The sequence below is a fragment of the Acinetobacter terrae genome (genome assembly GCF_013004375.1).
GTDB lineage: Bacteria > Pseudomonadota > Gammaproteobacteria > Pseudomonadales > Moraxellaceae > Acinetobacter > Acinetobacter terrae.
This window is the reverse complement of the sequence record NZ_JABERI010000025.1, coordinates 1-19,284: the sequence shown is the minus strand read 5'-3', so window position 1 is coordinate 19,284 and position 19,284 is coordinate 1. Positions and strand designations below refer to the sequence as shown.

The following is a 19,284-nucleotide window of genomic DNA, read 5'->3' as shown; positions in this document are numbered from 1 at the left end:
TTGTATTGTTGATTTGGTCTAAAATTTCCTTGTTCAAAATCAAGAATAAAGGTAATAGTTCTTATCTTCATGATAATTAAATCATCACAATAAAAAATGTATAGGGAAATGTAAATATGAATAAAACATTGCTAACAGTATTAATGAGTAGCTCAGTCATATTTTTAACGGCTTGTGGAAGTGACGATAATGATTGGGTCTTCAATGGGCCGAATAGTGGAATACCTGTAAATAATATTCAAAATCCTGTAGTGAATGTGACAGCCTACACCAAGGATGGTATGCCTGAAGTAGCTGCCGATAGTCAGTTGATGACATATAAAATGTTAGGTGTTGATAATAAGGAAGTTACAGCAACGGCTTTAGTATTTGTTCCAAAAACTGTACAGCCTGCAAATGGTTGGCTTATTGTAGTCTGGGCGCATGGTACAACGGGTGTGGCAGATAAATGTGCACCTAGCCAGCAAGGGTTACTGGGAACTGAGGGCCTACTGCAAAAACTATTGGCAGAAGGTTATGTTGTGGTTGCTCCAGATTATGAAGGTTTGGGCTCACCTGGTAATCATCCATTCCTAAATTTAAAGAGTGAAGCCTTTTCTATTACCGATGCTGTAGTGGCAACACGTGATTACTTAAATCGACAAGGTAAAAAAGCTGCTCCACAATGGGTGACGATTGGCCATTCTCAGGGCGGGCATGCTGCATTGGGTGCAGCACAATATGCTTCAAGAGCAAAGCTTGATTATAAGGGAACGATTGCTATTGCACCGCCATCAAACCTTGCCGCAATATTGCAAGGGGGTGAAAATGCGGTAAAAAATCAGCCTGCAAATATACAAATACCTGTCTTGGCATCTTTAGATACATTTACTTCTTTGATTGTTGCAGGAATGCAAAGACATAAAATTTCGGTCAGTTATGCTGAGGTCTTTAAAGCAGACACTGCAAAAATTGCTCCTATTGCAGAAACAGAATGTTCAGGCTCTGTGGGGGCAGCCTTGGCTAAAGGGATGACAGATTATGTTTCATTACCTGAACATCTGGGTTCATTGAATGGCTATGGGCGAAATCAAGATAATTTTATGTCGATACCCGTGATTCAAAACTTCTTAGTCAAAGACTCGCAACCCGGCACAGTGAAATTGAGTCAGCCGGTTATTATTTATCAAGGTGGAAAAGATCCAACCGTACCTCAAGCAGCAACTGATCTGCTAAAAGCAAGCGCAGAAGCTAAAGGAACGAAAATTCAATATATAACCAATGCAAACTGGGACCATACTACGGTGTATACATCTAACTCTAATAGCTTTGTAACCAATGTTAAAACTCTGTTTGCACAATAGCTCTTAACTTTCTGATGAATTTCTGTTTAGAAATAAGCTGAGATTTAACAGTGCATATATAAAGAACAAGTAATGTTGAATCTTTAATGCCAATTCAATAACTTGATTTGACCTTAATAGCTCATGTTTTATATTTACATGAGCTATTTTTATTTAAAACTGAACAAAGTTCATTCTCGATATTTATAAACTTCATGCTACAATACGCGCCAATCTTAGCACGGCTTAAAAGCCCTAATTTATAGGACCTCGCTAATGTTTGCCAATATCTCGATTTCTGAATTTGACCCAGAATTAGCTAAAGCAATTGATGCTGAAGGTGAGCGCCAAGAAGCGCACATCGAGCTAATCGCTTCTGAAAACTATTGCTCTCCAGCAGTTATGGAAGCTCAAGGCTCAAAACTCACTAACAAATATGCGGAAGGCTACCCTGGTAAACGCTATTATGGCGGTTGCGAATATGTAGACATCATCGAACAATTGGCGATTGACCGTGCTAAAGAACTCTTTGGTGCTGACTATGCTAACGTTCAGCCACATGCTGGTTCACAAGCAAACTCTGCTGTTTACCTAGCGCTTCTTAACCCGGGCGACACAGTTTTGGGTATGAGCTTGGCTCACGGTGGTCACTTGACTCACGGTGCAAAAGTTAGCTTCTCTGGTAAAACATATAATGCGATTCAGTACGGCTTAAATGTTGAAACTGGCGAGATCGATTACGAAGAAGTTGAACGTTTAGCGGTAGAACACAAGCCACGTATGATCGTTGCTGGTTTCTCTGCATATAGCCAAATCGTTGATTGGCAGCGTTTCCGTGAAATCGCGGACAAAGTTGGCGCTTACCTGTTTGTAGATATGGCTCACGTTGCTGGTTTGGTTGCTGCGGGTGTTTATCCAAGCCCAGTACAAATTGCTGACGTTACAACAACTACAACGCATAAAACACTTCGTGGCCCGCGTTCAGGTTTAATCCTGGCTAAAGCAAACGAAGAGATTGAGAAAAAACTTCAATCTGCAGTATTCCCGGGTAACCAAGGCGGTCCATTGGTTCACGCTATTGCGGCTAAAGCAATCTGCTTTAAAGAAGCAATGACACCTGAATACAAAGAATATCAAAAACAAGTTGTGGTAAATGCTAAAGCAATGGCTGAAGTATTAATCGCACGTGGTTACGATATCGTTTCTGGTGGTACTGAGAATCACTTGTTCTTATTGTCACTGATCAAACAAGACGTGACTGGTAAAGAAGCGGATGCTTGGTTAGGTGCTGCTCACATTACTGTGAACAAAAATGCTGTACCAAATGACCCGCGTTCTCCGTTCGTGACTTCTGGTATCCGTATTGGTACTCCAGCTGTAACAACGCGTGGTTTCGGCGAAGCTGAAGTACGTGAACTTGCTGGCTGGATCGCAGACATCTTGGATGCGAAAGGCGACGAAGCGGTAATCGCTACGGTTAAAGAAAAAGTTGCAACTGTTTGTGCTAAATTTCCTGTTTACGCAAAATAAGTGAACGACTTGAGAAAGCCCCCCTCAAGGGGGCTTTTTTTATATATGATTAAAAGTCATATTTTTCGAATATCATATTTCTGCTATAACAGAATAATACTCCATAAAAGATATAACTCATTTTGCTATTGCTGTAATGACATCTTTCGTTCAAAGGAATCAGGTAAATGGCTAAACCTACAATTATTATTTCACAACAAGATCTTCAACGTTTAGAAACCATGCTTGATCATCAATCTAAACTGAGTCCAACGATGCAACATCTTGAAGATGAGCTTGCGCGTGCTGATGTTGTTGCTCCACAAGATGTTCCTGAAAATGTGGTGACCATGAATGCGCGTGTGCGTATTGTTATTGCGCCTGCTCGCGAATCTACGGATATTACCTTGGTTTATCCGCATGATTTTCGCGGTGAAAAAGGACAGGTCAATGTACTTGCACCGGTAGGCGCAGCAATTTTGGGACTGGCAGAAGGACAGGAAATTGAGTGGCCACAGCCTGATGGTCATTTAATGAAAGTGAAGATTGAAAAAGTGTTGTATCAGCCAGAACGTGAAGGCGATTATCTATAATCATTTTGAATAAAAAGCCCCAAATGTAGGGGCTTTTTTAATGGGTAACTTTAAGTTTAAATATTTTACTTATACCACTAACTGCATACCTAAAAGTTCAATCGCTAAATCAGGAATATTCAAAACTTAAGCAGGTATTGTGCTGATCACTGTCAAAGGTTTGACAGTGTTTAGAACGGTTTAAGGGCAGACTGTATTTCAACAACACAACGTTGCAATAAAAATTGAAATATAAGGAATAGCCATGAGCCAAACTCAAACCAAACCATATGATCCAAACTATCAATATCAACATATTCAGGTGAAACCGATTACCGGTCGCATTGGTGCGGAAATTGAAGGGATCAAACTCTCTTCAACTTTAGATCAGAACACGGTCTATGAAATTAACCATGCTTTAGTCAAGTACAAGGCAATCTTCTTTAAAAATCAGCAGCACCTAACGGATGATGAACAGGAAGGCTTTGCAGCACTATTAGGAAAGCCATTGAATCATCCAACGGTTCCGGTAAAAAGCGGAACAGCGCATGTGCTAGAGCTGGATTCACGTGGTGGACGTGCGGATACCTGGCATACTGACATCAGTTTTATTGAAGATTATCCAAAGGCTTCCATTTTACGCAGCATTGTTGCACCGGCAGCAGGCGGGGATACGGTTTGGGCGAATACGACATCTGCTTATAATGATCTACCAAAAGAACTCAAAAAATTGGCAGATAGCTTGCGTGCAGTGCATAGCAATGATTATGACTATGCCTCTAAAGTAACGACAAGCACGCGAATCGATGCAGAAAAATATCGTGCGCTATTCAATTCGACTGAATATGAAACTGAACATCCGTTGGTGCGTGTGCATCCTGAAAGTGGTGAGAAAACATTATTATTGGGTCACTTCTTTAAACGCTTTGTCGGTTATAACACCCAAGATTCACGTCGCTTGTTTGATTTATTCCAAGACTATGCCGTAAATTTAGAAAACATTGTGCGCTGGCGCTGGAGCGTGGGTGATGTCGCAATTTGGGATAACCGAGCAACTCAACACCGTGCGATTAATGACTATGGTGACGATCTGCGTGTCGTACGCCGTGTCACGATTGAAGGGGATATCCCGTTTGGTGTAGATGGTCGTCCAAGTGTGAGCTTGAAGAAAGTCGTGAAACAGGACATTTCTAATTTTACCTTTGAAAATGGTCAAATTTTAGAAAAAGTATCCTAATAACTCAGTTGTAAGGTGGCGCTGTGTAGAATCGTAGTGATCTGAATTCGAGATATACATAGCGTTAAAACTTAGTTGGTCTAAAGAGATGAACAACCTAGTATCTGGAGTACTAGGTTTTTTATTTTTAATGAGATCCTCATTTTCACATGCTCAGTCGTGCAGAAAAATTACAGCAAATTTTCAAGGAGGATGCAGTCTTTTCAGCATTCAACGCACAGTCACATCAAATTTTATTGCAGCAGGTGAAATATCTACGTTTTTTACCGCAACAACAGATTTTACGTTATCAGCAAAAACTGGATGATATCTATGTACTGTTGTCTGGACGGATGCAGATTGGCTGGTTGCTCAGTGATGGTGAGTTTAAAGTCAGTGATTATGTGAAAATGTATTCAGTATTTAATCTGGTACCATTTTTACAGCATAAACCGCTGAATTTTGATTTTTATGCAGCAGAGCAAGTCGAAGTTGCCGTGATTTCAGGGCAGGTTTTTCTGGAACACTTACAACAGCAGCCACAAGCCATGTGGCAGATCATTCAATTACTGAGTGAGCGCATGTATGGCTTGATGGAGAAAAACCGCTATCTGCAAACCGCGAGTATTAATCAAAAAATTGCGCGACATTTAATGATCTTAGGGCAGCAGGCAATACCCACAATTCAGGTGCATTCAACGATTCAATTCAAAATGAGCCAGCAGGAATTTGCCGAATTACTCAATGTGTCCCGACAAACCTTAAATAAGCAACTGCAATATTTTATACAACAACGCATTGTAGAGTGGAATTATAGCCAGATTCGCATTATCGATATGCAGCGCTTAAAACAAATCAGCCAGTTGTAGATGTATTGCTAAAAAATGTCTAAACCAACTGATTTTCTGGGGTGATTGAATTCTGTATAAAAAATTTCAGGCAATAAAAAAGGCAAAGTAAAACTTTGCCTTTTTTGATCTGTACCGATCTTAGTGGTGGTGACCACCAGCGCCGTGTACGTGACCGTGTTCTAATTCTTCAGCAGAAGCTTCACGAATTTCTACAATTTCAACTTCAAAAGTTAAATCTTGACCAGCAAGCGGGAAGTTAGCATCCACAACGATTGTGTCGCCTTCAACTGCTTTAACAGTCACGATTTGCACGCCGTCATCAGTTTGAGCTTGGAACTGCATACCAGGTTGGATGTTGTCCACACCTTGGAACATTTGAGCAGGAACTTCTTGAACCATTTCTGGGTTATATTCGCCATAACCTTCAGCAGCAGGAACGTTTACAGTAAATTTATCACCAACAGTTTTGCCTACCAAAGCATTTTCTAAACCTGGGATGATGTTACCTGCACCGTGCAAATATGCAAGTGGTTCACCTTGTGATTGGTCGAGAGTTTCGCCTTCTGCGTTAGTCAACGTGTAGTGGAAAGAAACCACGAGGTCATTTGCAATAGCAGTCATGTTATTGATCCATTCAATTTTTAAAGGGGACATCATAAAGTGAAAAGCAGATTTTGTAGATCATATTTATCAAAAATCTGCATTTTCTACGTTTTTAATGACATTTTCTTAATAATAGGGACGGTTTTTAAAATTTCAATGTAATTTTATCTTTGGACCTGTTTTTCTTGTGACAAAATCCTTAGCGGTCAAAAGACCTGCATGGGTGTAGCCATGAATAGCGGCCTGATGCAGTCGATATAAAGAGATATACATCGATTTCGCGATAAAACCTTGTACATTCACTTGCCCGAGCAATTCTCCAACCGCTTTATTGTGGCTTAATGACACCAGTGAGCCTTTGTCTGAAAATTTGAACATCGGTTGTGGTTTGCCTTGAATGCGAGCTTTCATTGCATCGACCAGGAAACTGGCTTGTTGGCTGGCGACTTGAGCGCGTGGACCAAGTACAGGTTCGTCAGCAGTAGGTTGGCAATGGGCACAGTCACCACAAACAAAAATATTTGGATCGGATAGGGTTTGCAGCGTTGCATAGACTTTGAGGCGGTGAAGATTGTCCTTTTCAAAGCCGGTTAATTTTTCTAGCACAGCAGGGGCTTTAATTCCTGCCGCCCAGACTTTCAGTTCTGCATCAAGCGATGTTCCATCGGCAAAATAGACTTTGTCGTCATCGACTTTGGCAACCCGATGCTTTGTCAGTACCTGAATTCCAAATTGCGCTAATTGATGGCTGGTATGCTTGGCGATGGTTTCGGAAAGCGCAGGCAAGATACGGTCAGCCGCTTCAATGACAGTAATATTGACATTTTTCGGGTCAATTTTATTTAAGCCATATTTAAAGAACGTCTGCTTGGCTTGAAACAGCTCAGCTGCAAGTTCTATCCCTGTTGCACCTGCGCCAATAATCGCAATATTCAATGCGCGTGCGGTTTCATGGTTTTGGGCTTCTAGATATAAATGCAGTAAATCTTGCTGAAACAGGTCAGCCTGTTTACGATTATCGAGGAAATGACAGTGCTGTTTTACGCCTTCGGTATTAAAGTCATTCGATGTTGAACCCACGGCAATAATCAGTGTGTCGTAATCCAAACGAAGATTCTTTTGAGTCTGCTCGGGTCTAGATAACTGCGCTGTTTCAAGAATGATTTGTTTGGTGGTTTGATCGAGATCAATCAAGCTGCCTAAGACAAATTCATAATGATGTTTTGATGCATGGGCGAAATAATTGGTTTCTTCGGCATGCGGATTGATTGTGCCCGCTGCAATTTCATGTAAAAGCGGTTTCCAGATATGTGTCAGTTTTTGATCGACTAAAGTGATTTTCGCTTTATGGGTTTTACCTAAACTATTGCCCAGTTGAGTCGCAAGCTCTAAACCACCTGCACCACCACCCACAATGACAATTTTATGTAGATTACTCATTTTTAAACCTATTTGTTATTTTAAAGACGAAAAAAAGAAGATGGCATCAATATGCCATCTTCAATTCATTGCTTTTGATTAGATTGTTATACAGCTTACATAACTTAAAGAAATGTCACGCAATTAGCCTAGTGGATAAGTTTTGACTTCAACGTCATCACTGGAGAAAAAAGTAAAAAGCTGTTTAAACCAAATTGCGATTTTCTGGAAGAAATTGGCTTCTTCAATGTGCACATCATTTTCAATGGCAATGGTTCGAATCAACTGGTTGTTTTGATAAACCTGTACCGTTGCCAATTCCATCACTTTAGCTAATGGGGCAGTCAGGAATTTTTCTTTGATTTCTACATTTAAGTGGGTTTTTGTTTCTTGTAATGGATCGATCACCTGAATCGTACCATTGCCTGTATTCAACATAATGCGCTGATTCACGGTGTCATAGGTTTGCAGATCAATCGCATAAGGCTGGTCATATAAAGAAGTGGTCACAATTTGCGGTTTGCTGGTTTCCAGTTTAAACATTTTTAAAGTGGATTTAATCACCGGCAATTCAGCAATCAGCTGCTTGTCCTTAATCGCCACTTCATTGCGCGTATAGGTATAAGCCATGTTCAGAAGAGTGTGGGCAACTTCAGCACGTTTTAAAGCATTTTTTGTGCCCATGACCACGACAATAAGGCGACGTTCAGGAAGTGCCGGATTACCGGTAGGACGGTGTGCAGTCAGTGCCAGGTTATAACCTGCCGCCTTGGTAAAACCGGTTTTTAAACCATCAACAGTGGGGTCAAATTTGAGCGCCAAGTTAGTTGCACGGTGAAAACGCTGGTTATAACTGAAACTCGGCATCACTGAATAATGTAAATATTCAGGTGTCTGTAATGCGAGTGCTTGACCGAGAAGTGCCATGTCGTGCGCAGATGAAAAATGATCTGGCATGGTAATGCCGGGTGCATTGGCAAAATGCGTATCGTTCATTCCTAAGGCTTTGGCTTCTTTATTCATGCGTTCAATGAAAGCTGGAACAGTGCCTGAAATACGTTCCGCTAAAGTCACCGCAGCATCATTGGCTGACATCACGATCAAACCTGCCAGCAGCTGATCAACAGAGATCTGTTCACCTTCTTTCAGGTACATTTGTGATTCATCCCACTGCACCATTTTGACTACCGGTGTTGCAGTGATGATTTCATCCTTTTTTAAATGACCCGCTTCAATTTCTTTGAGCGCGATATACGCAACCATCATTTTGGTCATGGATGCCGGTGCACGTTGCTCATGGCTATTGTGCTCCGCAATCACTTGTCCGGATTGGGTATCAAGAATGGTCCATGCAGGAGCTTCAACGCTTTCAGGGACGAGGTTCAGTAACGCAGCATTGACTATCGTGGAGCACAATAAACTAAGAGATGCGAGGATGTAGATAACAGCTTTCAATGATGTTCCTTTATTTGCCAATCCGTTGACTTTAAAATGCAAAAAATCATGGGCATGCTATGCTTTTTTTTTAGCAATGGCTAGTCAGAATTGCAGACAATTGCGACAGTTCGCATTGCTTTGTAAAAAAATGCTAAGCTAATTGCCAAGTTACCTTTTTTTATTTTGTATTGCCCATTATGTTGCATTATCAAATCGAATTTGACGATTATCGTCAGCATCTAGTTCACGTGACACTTCGCTTTTTAGCAAATCCTACCCAAGTACTTTCTTTACCGACCTGGATTCCGGGAAGCTATTTGATTCGCGAGTTTTCAAAGCATCTTGAGTCGGTCAAAGCATATGATGAAGATGGCCGCATTTTACAGATTCAAAAATTTGAAAAGAACAAATGGCGTTTATTCAATACCGATCATGAACTGATTACAGTTGAATATGATGTTTATGCCTATGACCTGTCCGTTCGCGGTGCATATGTTGATCAAACACGTTTATATGTGAATCCAGCCTGTGCATGCTTGGGACTAGAAGGTCAGGAAGATAAAGCCATTGAAGTTGAAGTGTTCTTGCCGCCAGAACTGAAACATTTCCAATTGGCTACAGGTTTGGAAAATAAGAGCTTGGTTAAAGGTCGTTATACCTTAAAAGCTCAAAATTATGCGCAGCTGATTGATTCGCCATTTGAACTGGCAGATCAAACCCGGTTTAGTTTTGAAGCCAATGGTATTCCGCATGAGTTCGTAGTTTCAGGCAAACACGCCATGAATGCACAGCGTATGCAGAAAGACATTGAAAAAATCTGTAGCACAGAAATTTCAATGTTTGGTTCAGCACCATTTGAAAACTACACTTTCATGACGATGGCAACTGGCAATAGTTATGGTGGTTTGGAGCATTCGAATAGCACAAGCCTGATTACGCCGCGTGATGACCTGCCAAAAGTGGATGAACCTGTTGAACCATCGAAAGACTATCAACGTTTCTTGGGTTTATGCAGTCACGAATATTTCCACTCTTGGCTGGTGAAATTTATTCGTCCGGAAAACTTTGTTAATTATGATTTGAACAGAGAAGGCTATACCTCACTTCTTTGGATCTTTGAAGGCTTTACCTCTTATTACGATGATCTGATTTTGCTGCGTAGCGGTGTGATTAATCAAGAATCGTATATTGCCTTATTAAAAGTGCAGATTGATCGTTACCTGCAAAATCCAGGTCATGCGATTCAAACTGTGGCGGAATCAAGTTTTGATGCATGGGTGAAATTCTACCGTCAGGATGAAAACTCGAATAATGCAGGTACAAGCTATTACAACAAAGGTTGTTTGGTAGCGCTGTGTCTGGATTTAGGATTGCGTCTTAAAGGTTCAAGCCTTGATGCACTCATGCGTAAGCTGTATGAAAATGCGCAAAAGGGCATTCAGGTGAATGAACGTACCATCTTCGATTTATGTCAGGAATTGACGGGTCAAAGTTGGCTTGAGCAAATTAATCATTTGATCAATACCACAGACGAATTGCCACTGGATCAATTGTTCCCTGAATTTGGTCTAAGTTTTAAATTGAAAAATGAAAAAGCTTTGCCATTCGGCCTCAAAGTTGCAGATAAACCTGAAGGTGTGGTGATTCAGCAGGTTCGTCGTGACAGTGCTGGGGCGAAAGCAGGTCTTTCTGCCAATGATGTGATTGTTGCCATTGATGGTTTAAAAGCGTCTGAAAAACTTCTTGAGATATATTCAAAACAAGAAGGTACTTTCACTGTATTTGCATTCCGCCGTGATGAATTTATTCAGTTTGAAGTTCAAGGGGGGGCAATTGATTTGACCACGGTTGAATTGAAAGTTGAAGATCAAGCGAAAGCAGAGAAGTGGCTTAAAGCTTAATTTTCATAGTATAAAAAACCATGTAAAACCGATGCTTAGGCGTCGGTTTTTTTTATTAGAAGAATATGAATCAAAAAAGTTTAATCATTGGAATCATCACAACTATTGTTTGGTTTGTTGGAATTTATCTTTTTTGTTCAATAAATGAATTTTCTTTTTCAAATAAGGATTTGAATTCTTTAGGTGATTTTCTGGCAGGTTATTCGCACCTGTGGCTTTCTTTTGGTTGATTTTGGGTTATGTCCAACAAGGGAAGCAGCTAGAACAAAATACCAAAGCATTAGAGCAACAAGAAAGAGCTTTACAGCTTCAGATTGAGGAAATGAAGGAAAGTGTAATGCAGCAAGGAAAGCTTGCTGCATTACAGTCAGAACAAATTAAAATGACTCATAATGCGCATAAGCCTTATCTTGAACTCTATTCGCCAATATTGAATATTCAGCATGTGAACGATTTATTGACAGGTAATCCTGAAAAACTTTGTTCATTGGTATTTTATATTCGTTCTGCTAATAATGAATCCAGATTTGTTCTATTGATGACAATGGATGAAAAGATTTATCAACAAGTGAAAAGTATTTCCGCCAAAGAAGAGATAAAATTTACTCTTCCATTAGATATGTTTAGATATGTTGGGCGATAAGCTGATTAATGATTTTTTACAAGAAAAGAAGAATGAATGTGAAATTCGATTTAAGGTTAAATTTCAAAATATTTATGGATTAGAAACAGAAAATACTTATTTATATAGAATTCATAGATACAAAACTGGTGATATTAAAGTTTTAAAACCACTTTTGAGAGATTCTTTAATAAAAAGCTCACAGATGTGAGCTTTTTATTAATCAGAAAGCTTAATTAACCCGATAAATCTAATAATTATAAACACTTAACTAATAGTAGTATAATATGATAATGCTCAAAACTATCATCAATCATAAAAATAACAGGAACTTCAGGAAAATATGAATGCTGATTTTTTATTTTAAACAATTCACCTATTTTTCACCTTATCGAGCTTTAAGGACAACATTTATATCTTGGATTCTCTCACAATATTCCGTTGAAAATTACCGCTCGAAAGCCTTTAAAGTTTAGTAAAACTTAAGTGAGGAGCGCAGACTTCACAATGATAACTTTTTCGACTTATTGGGACAAAATTTGCATCGTATTCCTTTATGAATGATTTATTTGCATGATACCCAACATGTTTTAAGTAATTGGGTTGTAAAACAGTAAATTGATTAGTTTGAATTTTGATCAGTAATCCGGGGTGTAAATAAGCTAAAGTATTGATAAATATTAGCTATGTGTTGTTTGAGTCCTGAATTATCGCCCCTGTAATTAGGTATGTGAATGTAGCCATAGAGACCGGCTAAGACTGCTCATATTCGAAAAAAGTCGAAATTTCAAGTAGAATAGAAACATTGGTGAACAACACCGATATATACGAATTTTCAGCCAAACAGCAAAATGAAAAGATATTGTTGTTTAGCTGAGGTGCAATGAGCACCGATACTTTCGATGTTTTATTTAAGCAAACCGGTTCGCAGGGCTGGGCCAAAAGCTCGGTTCTCAAAACTCAATCCAACGCAAGGGGCTATATATGGCTGGTGGAAAGTCAACTATCATTTACACTCTGACTGACGAGGCGCCATTGTTGGCGACTTATTCGCTGCTGCCGATCATTGAGACCTTTACTAAGCCGGCCGGCATCGAGATTGTCAAAAGTGACATCTCTGTAGCCGTTCGCGTGCTCGCAGAATTTTCAGACTACCTAAATGAAGAGCAGAAAGTTCCCGATATCCTCGCGGAGCTAGGTCATCTTACACAAGATCCAGATACCAACATTATCAAACTTCCAAATATCAGTGCCTCTGTTGGTCAGCTAACAGCGTGTATTAAAGAACTTCAGTCGAAAGGCTATGCAATCCCGGATTATCCGGAAAACCCAACCACTGAAGAAGAAAAGTCAATCAAGGTTCGTTATGGCAAGTGCTTAGGTTCTGCTGTAAACCCAGTATTACGTGAAGGTAACTCTGACCGTCGTGCGCCTGCTGCAGTGAAAAACTACGTTAAGAAACACCCGCATTCAATGAGCGAGTGGAAACAGTGGTCACAAACTCACGTTTCGCACATGAATGAAGGTGACTTCTACCACGGCGAAAAGTCAATGACACTTGACCGTGCGCGTGACGTGAAAATGGAATTAATCACAAAAAGTGGCGAAACCATTGTTCTTAAACCAAAAGTTGCATTGAAAGATGGCGAAATCATCGACTCAATGTTCATGAGCAAAAAAGCACTTTGCGACTTCTACGAGAAAGAACTTGAAGACTGTCGTGAAGCAGGCATTTTGTTCTCTTTACACGTTAAAGCAACCATGATGAAAGTTTCACACCCGATCGTATTCGGTCACTGTGTGAAAATTTACTACAAAGACGCATTTGAGAAGCATGGCAAGTTATTTGATGAGTTAGGTGTCAACATCAATAATGGTATGGCGAGTCTTTACGAGAAGCTGGAAACTTTACCAACATCTGTACGTGAAGAAATCATTGCTGATTTACATGCTTGTCAAGAACACCGTCCAGCACTTGCGATGGTTGATTCAGCAAAAGGCATCACCAACTTCCATTCACCAAACGACGTTATTGTAGATGCTTCTATGCCTGCAATGATTCGTGGTGGCGGTAAAATGTGGGGCGCTGACGGCAAACCTTACGACTGTAAAGCTGTAATGCCTGAATCGACTTTCGCACGTATCTACCAAGAAATGATCAATTTCTGTAAGTGGAATGGCAACTTCGATCCAAAAACGATGGGTACTGTACCTAACGTTGGCTTGATGGCGCAAAAAGCTGAAGAATACGGTTCACACGACAAAACTTTCGAAATTCCTGAAGCGGGTATTGCCAACATCACTGATCTTGAAACTGGTGAAGTGTTGATGTCGCAAAACGTTGAGGAAGGCGATATCTGGCGTATGTGTCAGGTGAAAGATGCACCGATCCGTGACTGGGTGAAACTTGCGGTAACTCGCGCACGTAACTCTGGCATGCCGGCAATCTTCTGGCTTGACCCGTACCGTCCACACGAAAATGAATTGATCAAGAAAGTTGAAAAATACTTGAAAGATCATGACACGACTGGTCTTGATATCCAAATCATGTCTCAAGTACGTGCTATGCGTTATACGCTTGAACGTGTTGCTCGTGGTCTAGATACAATCTCTGTAACAGGTAACATCTTACGTGACTACCTGACAGACTTATTCCCAATCATGGAGTTGGGTACGTCTGCGAAAATGCTTTCTATCGTGCCGTTAATGGCGGGTGGTGGTATGTACGAAACAGGTGCAGGCGGTTCTGCTCCTAAACACGTACAACAGTTGGTTGAAGAAAACCACTTGCGTTGGGATTCACTGGGTGAGTTCATGGCGCTTGCTGTTTCTCTAGAAGAAATGGGCATCAAACAAGACAATCCTGCTGTGAAGTTATTGGCTAAAACATTAGACCAAGCGACTGGCAAATTGCTCGACAATGACAAGTCACCATCACGTCGTACTGGCGAGATTGATAACCGTGGCAGCCACTTCTACCTAGCGAAATACTGGGCTGAAGCGTTGGCTGAGCAAGACGAAAATGCTGAGCTTAAAGAGAAGTTCGCTCCGCTTGCTAAAGCATTGGCTGAAAACGAAGACAAAATCGTTGCTGAACTTGCTTCCGTTCAAGGTAAGTCGGTTGATATCGGCGGTTACTACGCTCTTGATCAAGAGAAAGTAAATGCTGTGATGCGTCCAAGCGCAACATTAAACGCAGCACTTGCTTCTGTTTAAGCTTAATTTAATGCAAAGCCGGCGACTCAGCCGGTGATGCAAAGAAAAGCCGGTGCATATGCACCGGCTTTTTTTCGTCCGCAATTTCTACGGCACAAACATTCCCCCAATAGGGACTTATTTAAACTAAGTCTTAACGACCGCTACTACGCCCACGACCACGAGGTGCTTTATTATTCGGGCGTGTCGTACCATTGGTTTTACGACGTGGTTTATCCGCATCATCCATTTGCCAGATACGCGTTGTACCACCACTGGCTTTTTTCTTGCCTTTGAATGGTGCTTCGCCTTTTTCTTCACGTGCTTTATCTTTAGCCACCGAGAAATGCTGTTTCTTGGTCGGGGTCTTTTTCGCAAAAGAACGACCTTCATACGGTTTGTCCGCAGGAACATCTTTAAAGTCTGGGTAAAGTAAAGGTTCGATCTCGACTTGCTCACCAGGTTGTAAGCCCAGTTTTACAATGCTGATGCTACCAATTTGAGTGCGAATCAAACGTAAAGTTGGAAAGCCTACCGCAGAAGTCATGCGACGAACCTGACGGTTACGACCTTCACAAATTTGAATTTCTACCCATGATGTTGGAACGCTAGCACGGAAGCGTACAGGTGGCGTACGTTCCCATAACCAGTCCGGCTCATCAATTTTTTTGGCTTGAGCAGGCAGTGTGATGCCGTCTTTAAGCTCAACACCTTTACGAAGTTGCTCTAAAGCTTCTTCGGTGATGTCACCATCGACCTGTACCACATAAGTTTTAAACTTTTTGCTGGCAGGGTTGGTAATGAACTGGTTCAAACCACCATGATCGGTTAAAAACATTAAGCCTTCTGAATCTAAATCAAGACGACCGGCGATACGAAGATCAGGGTCTTGAGTGAAATCAGCCATGGTTTGATGTTTCTCATCGGCACGGAACTGGGAGAGAACGTCATAAGGTTTATTAAGAATGACGATTTTCATAGAAAATAACTACTTTGATAATGATAAATACTGGAACGTTGAGTTTTATTTTATGGGGAAATGGCGTTATTTCCCCTGTAAATCTCAAAAACACTTAAATTGGATTACAATATTATGCGTTAAGATAAGTTGAAAGTATTGCATATTGGCAATTATTTTTTAGATTCGCCAGATAGAATAACAATAGGGAGCACAAGTATAATGGGTTATCAGAAGATTGTAGTGCCTGTAGATGGTAGCAAAATTACCGTAAATGCAGACTTGTCACTGAATGTTCCTAACAATCCCATCATTCCTTTCATTGAAGGCGACGGTATTGGTGTGGATATTACACCAGCAATGAAAGCAGTGGTAGATGCTGCAGTTCAAAAAGCTTACGCTGGCAAACGTTCGATCGAGTGGATGGAAGTCTACTGCGGTGAAAAAGCAGATAAAATCTATGGTACTTATATGCCAGAAGAAACTTTCGAAGTTCTTCGTGAGTTTGTCGTTTCTATTAAAGGTCCATTAACCACCCCTGTTGGCGGTGGTATTCGTTCTCTCAATGTCGCTTTACGTCAAGAATTAGACCTTTACGTCTGTGTGCGTCCTGTGCGTTGGTTTGAAGGTGTTCCTTCTCCAGTTCATCATCCTGAACTGACTGACATGGTGATTTTTCGTGAAAACTCGGAAGATATCTATGCAGGGATTGAATGGAAAGCAGATTCACCAGAAGCTAAAAAAGTTATCAAATTCCTTAAAGAAGAAATGGGTGTAACCAAAATCCGTTTCGAAGAAAACTGTGGTATTGGCATTAAACCGGTATCTAAAGAAGGGACTCAACGTCTGGTTCGTAAAGCTATTCAATTTGCAATCGACAATGACAAGCCAAGCGTGACTTTAGTTCACAAAGGCAACATCATGAAGTACACCGAAGGTGCGTTCAAAGAATGGGGCTATGAAGTCGCTCTTGAGCGTTTTGGTGGTGAGCTTCTTGACGGTGGCCCATGGGTGACCATCAAGAATCCTAAAAACGGCAAAGACATCATTATTAAAGATGTGATTGCTGATGCGTTCTTGCAACAAATCCTGATGCGTCCTTCTGAATATTCAGTTATCGCGACGCTTAACCTGAACGGTGACTACATTTCTGATGCGCTTGCAGCGGAAGTGGGCGGTATCGGGATCGCGCCTGGTGCAAACATCGGTGGTGCAATCCAGATGTACGAAGCCACTCACGGTACTGCGCCTAAATATGCAGGTCAAGACAAAGTAAACCCGGGTTCAATTATCCTTTCTGCTGAAATGATGCTTCGTGACATGGGCTGGACTGAAGCTGCCGACTTGATCATTAAAGGTGTTTCTGGTGCAATTACTGCAAAAACGGTCACTTATGATTTCGAGCGTTTAATGCCTGACGCGACTTTGTTACGTTGTTCGGAATTTGGTCAAGCAGTCATCAACAACATGGAATAAGTCTAAGACTTAAACCTTGTGTTTGAAAAACCCGCCACTCGTTGCGGGTTTTTTTGTTTTTACACAAAGCATGTTTTATTTAATGGATTTAAAATTTTAAGATGAAATTGATTCAATCACTTTAATTCTTGAAATTAATGCATCAGCATCGAAAAATGTTCACAAAAATTTCCTGCCTGAGTTTAATGATTGCATTCATGCTGCTTTCAGGCTGTCATCCGCCACCCTCGGGTGAAGCCACAGGTATTCGTTATCCCATTTTATATATGCAATTACAACAAATGGATATGCCTGCACAGCTTGCAATGCCGGTTGAAAATATTAAACCTCGACAAATACAAGATACTTGGGGTGCAGTCCGTAGCGAAGGACGGAAACATGAAGGCATTGATATTTTCGCCAAGCAAGGAACACCTGTACTTAGTGCAACACAAGGGATTGTTACTCGAGTCGGAACCAATAATTTAGGTGGAAAAGTGGTCTGGATTATCGGTCCGGATTTAAGCCGACATTATTATGCACATTTAGATGATTATGCTGATCAGATTCAAGAAGGCGACTGGGTAGAAGCAGGTGAGGTCATTGGTTATGTCGGTAATACCGGCAACGCCAAAAATACCCCGCCACATTTACATTATGGAATCTATGTGGAAGGGCAAGGTGCAATCAACCCTTATCCTTATCTGGTTCCAGATTCTTAAAAATATCAAAATAAATCAGATTTCTCTAATCCTGTGACATTGATCCGAGCGGGTATACCAAGCCAATTGTAAAGTTCCTAATAATAAAACCACCGCAGCCAAGATAAACTGTTGATGATAAGTCACGCCAAAATGTTGCAGGGTACTAAAACTTAATCCACCAATCAGCTGCACAGATGCAAAACAGAGTGTTGCGATGCTCCACAGCTTTTTATAGGCAAGACCATAGAGTTGTAAAATGGTATATGAAGTCAGAAAGACCACTGCTGGATTGAGCATTCCGGTAAAAAAGGAAGAAGCAAAAGTCAGGACTGGATTTGCACTTAAAGTCGCAATAAAAATAGCCATGATATAGAGACTATAAAGTATTTTAAGAGCATTCAGGTTGCCGAATCTTTTGGCTAATGAATAAGCAGAAAAAGCCCCTAAAGCACTACCTACGCCATAAAGAATCCAGTTAAAGTTGATCCAGAATAGATTCAGCCCCAGTTCATAGCTGAGATAGTCAATCCAAAACAATGAATGCGGAATATAGGCAAATGCACTGCAAGCATAAACGGTCAGCACGCTATAAAAGAGTGTATTGAGTGTTACTTTACTGGAGGTCACAACGGTTTGCGCAGACAAATGATGCTTAAATTGTTGCAGTAAAACACTTAAGCAAACACAAATAATCAGCGCAAATCCACATAAAATAAGCCAGGCTGTCTGGATCGAAATCTGATCCAGATAAGGCAAGAAAAGCGTAGCCAATAAAACCCCAAGACCAATTCCGCTAAAGCCAATAAAATTAATTTTAAAGCGATCCTGAATATCACAGCACTGCGCAACCACACTAGGCGATAGAATCATTAGTAGACCACCGCTGATTCCTGAAATCACACGCCAGCAGATATACCAAGCTTGAGGGAAATTTGCAAAAGCACAGCACATTAAACTGAACATGCCGGCGATTGCGGCAATCTGGATGTATAGGGTCATGCTTTTGTTTTGAGGCAGTCGCATGGCTGCAAAAGCGCCCATCAGATAACCGAGTAAATTTGCACTGCCTAAAAGACTGGCAAAACCTATTGACCAGTCAAATGCTTCACGTGTGCTGGGTAACAGTGCGGTATAAGAAAAACGTAAAATACCAATCCCTAAGCACATACTGAGGCATAAAAACAGACTGAGCTTGATATTGTTTGAGGACATCCATGTACTCGCAGCTATTTATTATTGATTCATCTCAATAAATAGCATGAGTCTCCAACAATGAATAGGATCAGAACTTACAAACGCTACAAAAAAATCAATGTTTGAGTCATTAAGTAATATTTAAGACTGCTCTTATAACATTGAATGATATTCCCCCTTTATTTTGCAAATTGAGTTTTTTGAATAAAGGCCTACAATAGACCTCTTTCATAAATCAAAAAATGATCTTCTTTTTGGTTAATATTTGCACTCCGGATTTCTTAGCATTCGTGCATAATCTGCGGATGAAATACATCGATTCAAAC

14 protein-coding genes and 2 pseudogenes are annotated in these 19,284 nt (G+C 40.7%); 10 read left to right on the top strand and 6 right to left on the bottom strand.

Features of this window, described 5'->3' with window-relative positions:
- The first annotated feature begins 116 nt into the window (after window positions 1-116).
- The 5 genes from HLH14_RS10390 to HLH14_RS10370 all read left to right on the top strand — a co-directional run bounded on the left by HLH14_RS10390 (window position 117) and on the right by HLH14_RS10370 (window position 5,488).
- Window positions 117-1,343: an alpha/beta hydrolase gene (locus HLH14_RS10390; RefSeq protein WP_067724155.1), complete on the top strand. Its 1,227-nt coding sequence runs from the start codon at window positions 117-119 to the stop codon at window positions 1,341-1,343.
- 255 nt (window positions 1,344-1,598) lie between these two features.
- Complete coding sequence (glyA, locus tag HLH14_RS10385) at window positions 1,599-2,852, top strand: serine hydroxymethyltransferase (RefSeq protein ID WP_067724156.1); 1,254 nt, start codon at window positions 1,599-1,601, stop codon at window positions 2,850-2,852.
- A gap of 167 nt (window positions 2,853-3,019) precedes the next feature.
- Window positions 3,020-3,424: a nucleoside diphosphate kinase regulator gene (gene rnk, locus HLH14_RS10380; protein ID WP_067724157.1), complete on the top strand. Its 405-nt coding sequence runs from the start codon at window positions 3,020-3,022 to the stop codon at window positions 3,422-3,424.
- Window positions 3,425-3,668: 244 nt separating this feature from the next.
- On the top strand, window positions 3,669-4,640 hold the full coding sequence (locus HLH14_RS10375) for a TauD/TfdA dioxygenase family protein (protein WP_081406220.1): 972 nt from the start codon (window positions 3,669-3,671) through the stop codon (window positions 4,638-4,640).
- 149 nt (window positions 4,641-4,789) lie between these two features.
- The gene (locus HLH14_RS10370; protein WP_067724158.1) at window positions 4,790-5,488 is read left to right on the top strand and encodes a Crp/Fnr family transcriptional regulator; all 699 of its coding nucleotides are present in this window, start codon (window positions 4,790-4,792) and stop codon (window positions 5,486-5,488) included.
- Window positions 5,489-5,608: 120 nt separating this feature from the next.
- On the opposite strand, the gene slyD is transcribed toward HLH14_RS10370, so the two are convergent.
- The 3 genes from slyD to HLH14_RS10355 all read right to left on the bottom strand — a co-directional run bounded on the left by slyD (window position 5,609) and on the right by HLH14_RS10355 (window position 8,947).
- Window positions 5,609-6,091, bottom strand: a complete 483-nt coding sequence (gene slyD, locus HLH14_RS10365) for a peptidylprolyl isomerase (protein WP_067724159.1) — start codon at window positions 6,089-6,091, stop codon at window positions 5,609-5,611.
- A 135-nt stretch (window positions 6,092-6,226) separates the two neighbouring features.
- A complete protein-coding gene (locus tag HLH14_RS10360; protein ID WP_067724160.1) occupies window positions 6,227-7,513 on the bottom strand; it encodes an NAD(P)/FAD-dependent oxidoreductase in 1,287 nt (428 codons plus the stop codon).
- 123 nt (window positions 7,514-7,636) lie between these two features.
- Window positions 7,637-8,947, bottom strand: a complete 1,311-nt coding sequence (locus HLH14_RS10355) for a D-alanyl-D-alanine carboxypeptidase PBP6B (RefSeq protein WP_067724161.1) — start codon at window positions 8,945-8,947, stop codon at window positions 7,637-7,639.
- 179 nt (window positions 8,948-9,126) lie between these two features.
- On the opposite strand from HLH14_RS10355, the gene HLH14_RS10350 reads away from it, so the two are divergent.
- Window positions 9,127-10,830, top strand: coding sequence for a M61 family metallopeptidase (locus tag HLH14_RS10350; RefSeq protein ID WP_067724162.1), 1,704 nt, complete (start codon window positions 9,127-9,129; stop codon window positions 10,828-10,830).
- A gap of 65 nt (window positions 10,831-10,895) precedes the next feature.
- Window positions 10,896-11,236, top strand: a pseudogene (locus HLH14_RS16320) (hypothetical protein); the annotation flags it as partial.
- Between the two features lie 473 nt (window positions 11,237-11,709).
- Here HLH14_RS16320 and HLH14_RS10340 read toward each other — a convergent pair.
- Window positions 11,710-11,835, bottom strand: a pseudogene (locus tag HLH14_RS10340) (hydroxyisourate hydrolase); the annotation flags it as partial.
- Between the two features lie 601 nt (window positions 11,836-12,436).
- Here HLH14_RS10340 and HLH14_RS10335 point away from each other — a divergent pair.
- Window positions 12,437-14,668, top strand: a complete 2,232-nt coding sequence (locus tag HLH14_RS10335; protein ID WP_171533037.1) for an NADP-dependent isocitrate dehydrogenase — start codon at window positions 12,437-12,439, stop codon at window positions 14,666-14,668.
- 133 nt (window positions 14,669-14,801) lie between these two features.
- Here the strand turns inward: HLH14_RS10335 and HLH14_RS10330 are convergent, their stop codons facing one another.
- Window positions 14,802-15,626, bottom strand: coding sequence for an rRNA large subunit pseudouridine synthase E (locus HLH14_RS10330; protein WP_067724166.1), 825 nt, complete (start codon window positions 15,624-15,626; stop codon window positions 14,802-14,804).
- Window positions 15,627-15,827: 201 nt separating this feature from the next.
- Between HLH14_RS10330 and icd the strand changes: the two genes are divergently transcribed.
- Together icd and HLH14_RS10320 are read left to right on the top strand one after the other, a co-directional pair.
- Window positions 15,828-17,081: an NADP-dependent isocitrate dehydrogenase gene (icd, locus tag HLH14_RS10325; RefSeq protein WP_067724167.1), complete on the top strand. Its 1,254-nt coding sequence runs from the start codon at window positions 15,828-15,830 to the stop codon at window positions 17,079-17,081.
- Between the two features lie 155 nt (window positions 17,082-17,236).
- Entirely contained in the window at window positions 17,237-17,782 is a 546-nt protein-coding gene (locus HLH14_RS10320; RefSeq protein ID WP_067724210.1) for a M23 family metallopeptidase, read from the top strand.
- 15 nt (window positions 17,783-17,797) lie between these two features.
- On the opposite strand, the gene HLH14_RS10315 is transcribed toward HLH14_RS10320, so the two are convergent.
- A complete protein-coding gene (locus HLH14_RS10315) occupies window positions 17,798-18,976 on the bottom strand; it encodes a YbfB/YjiJ family MFS transporter (RefSeq protein WP_067724168.1) in 1,179 nt (392 codons plus the stop codon).
- Window positions 18,977-19,284: the final 308 nt, after the last annotated feature.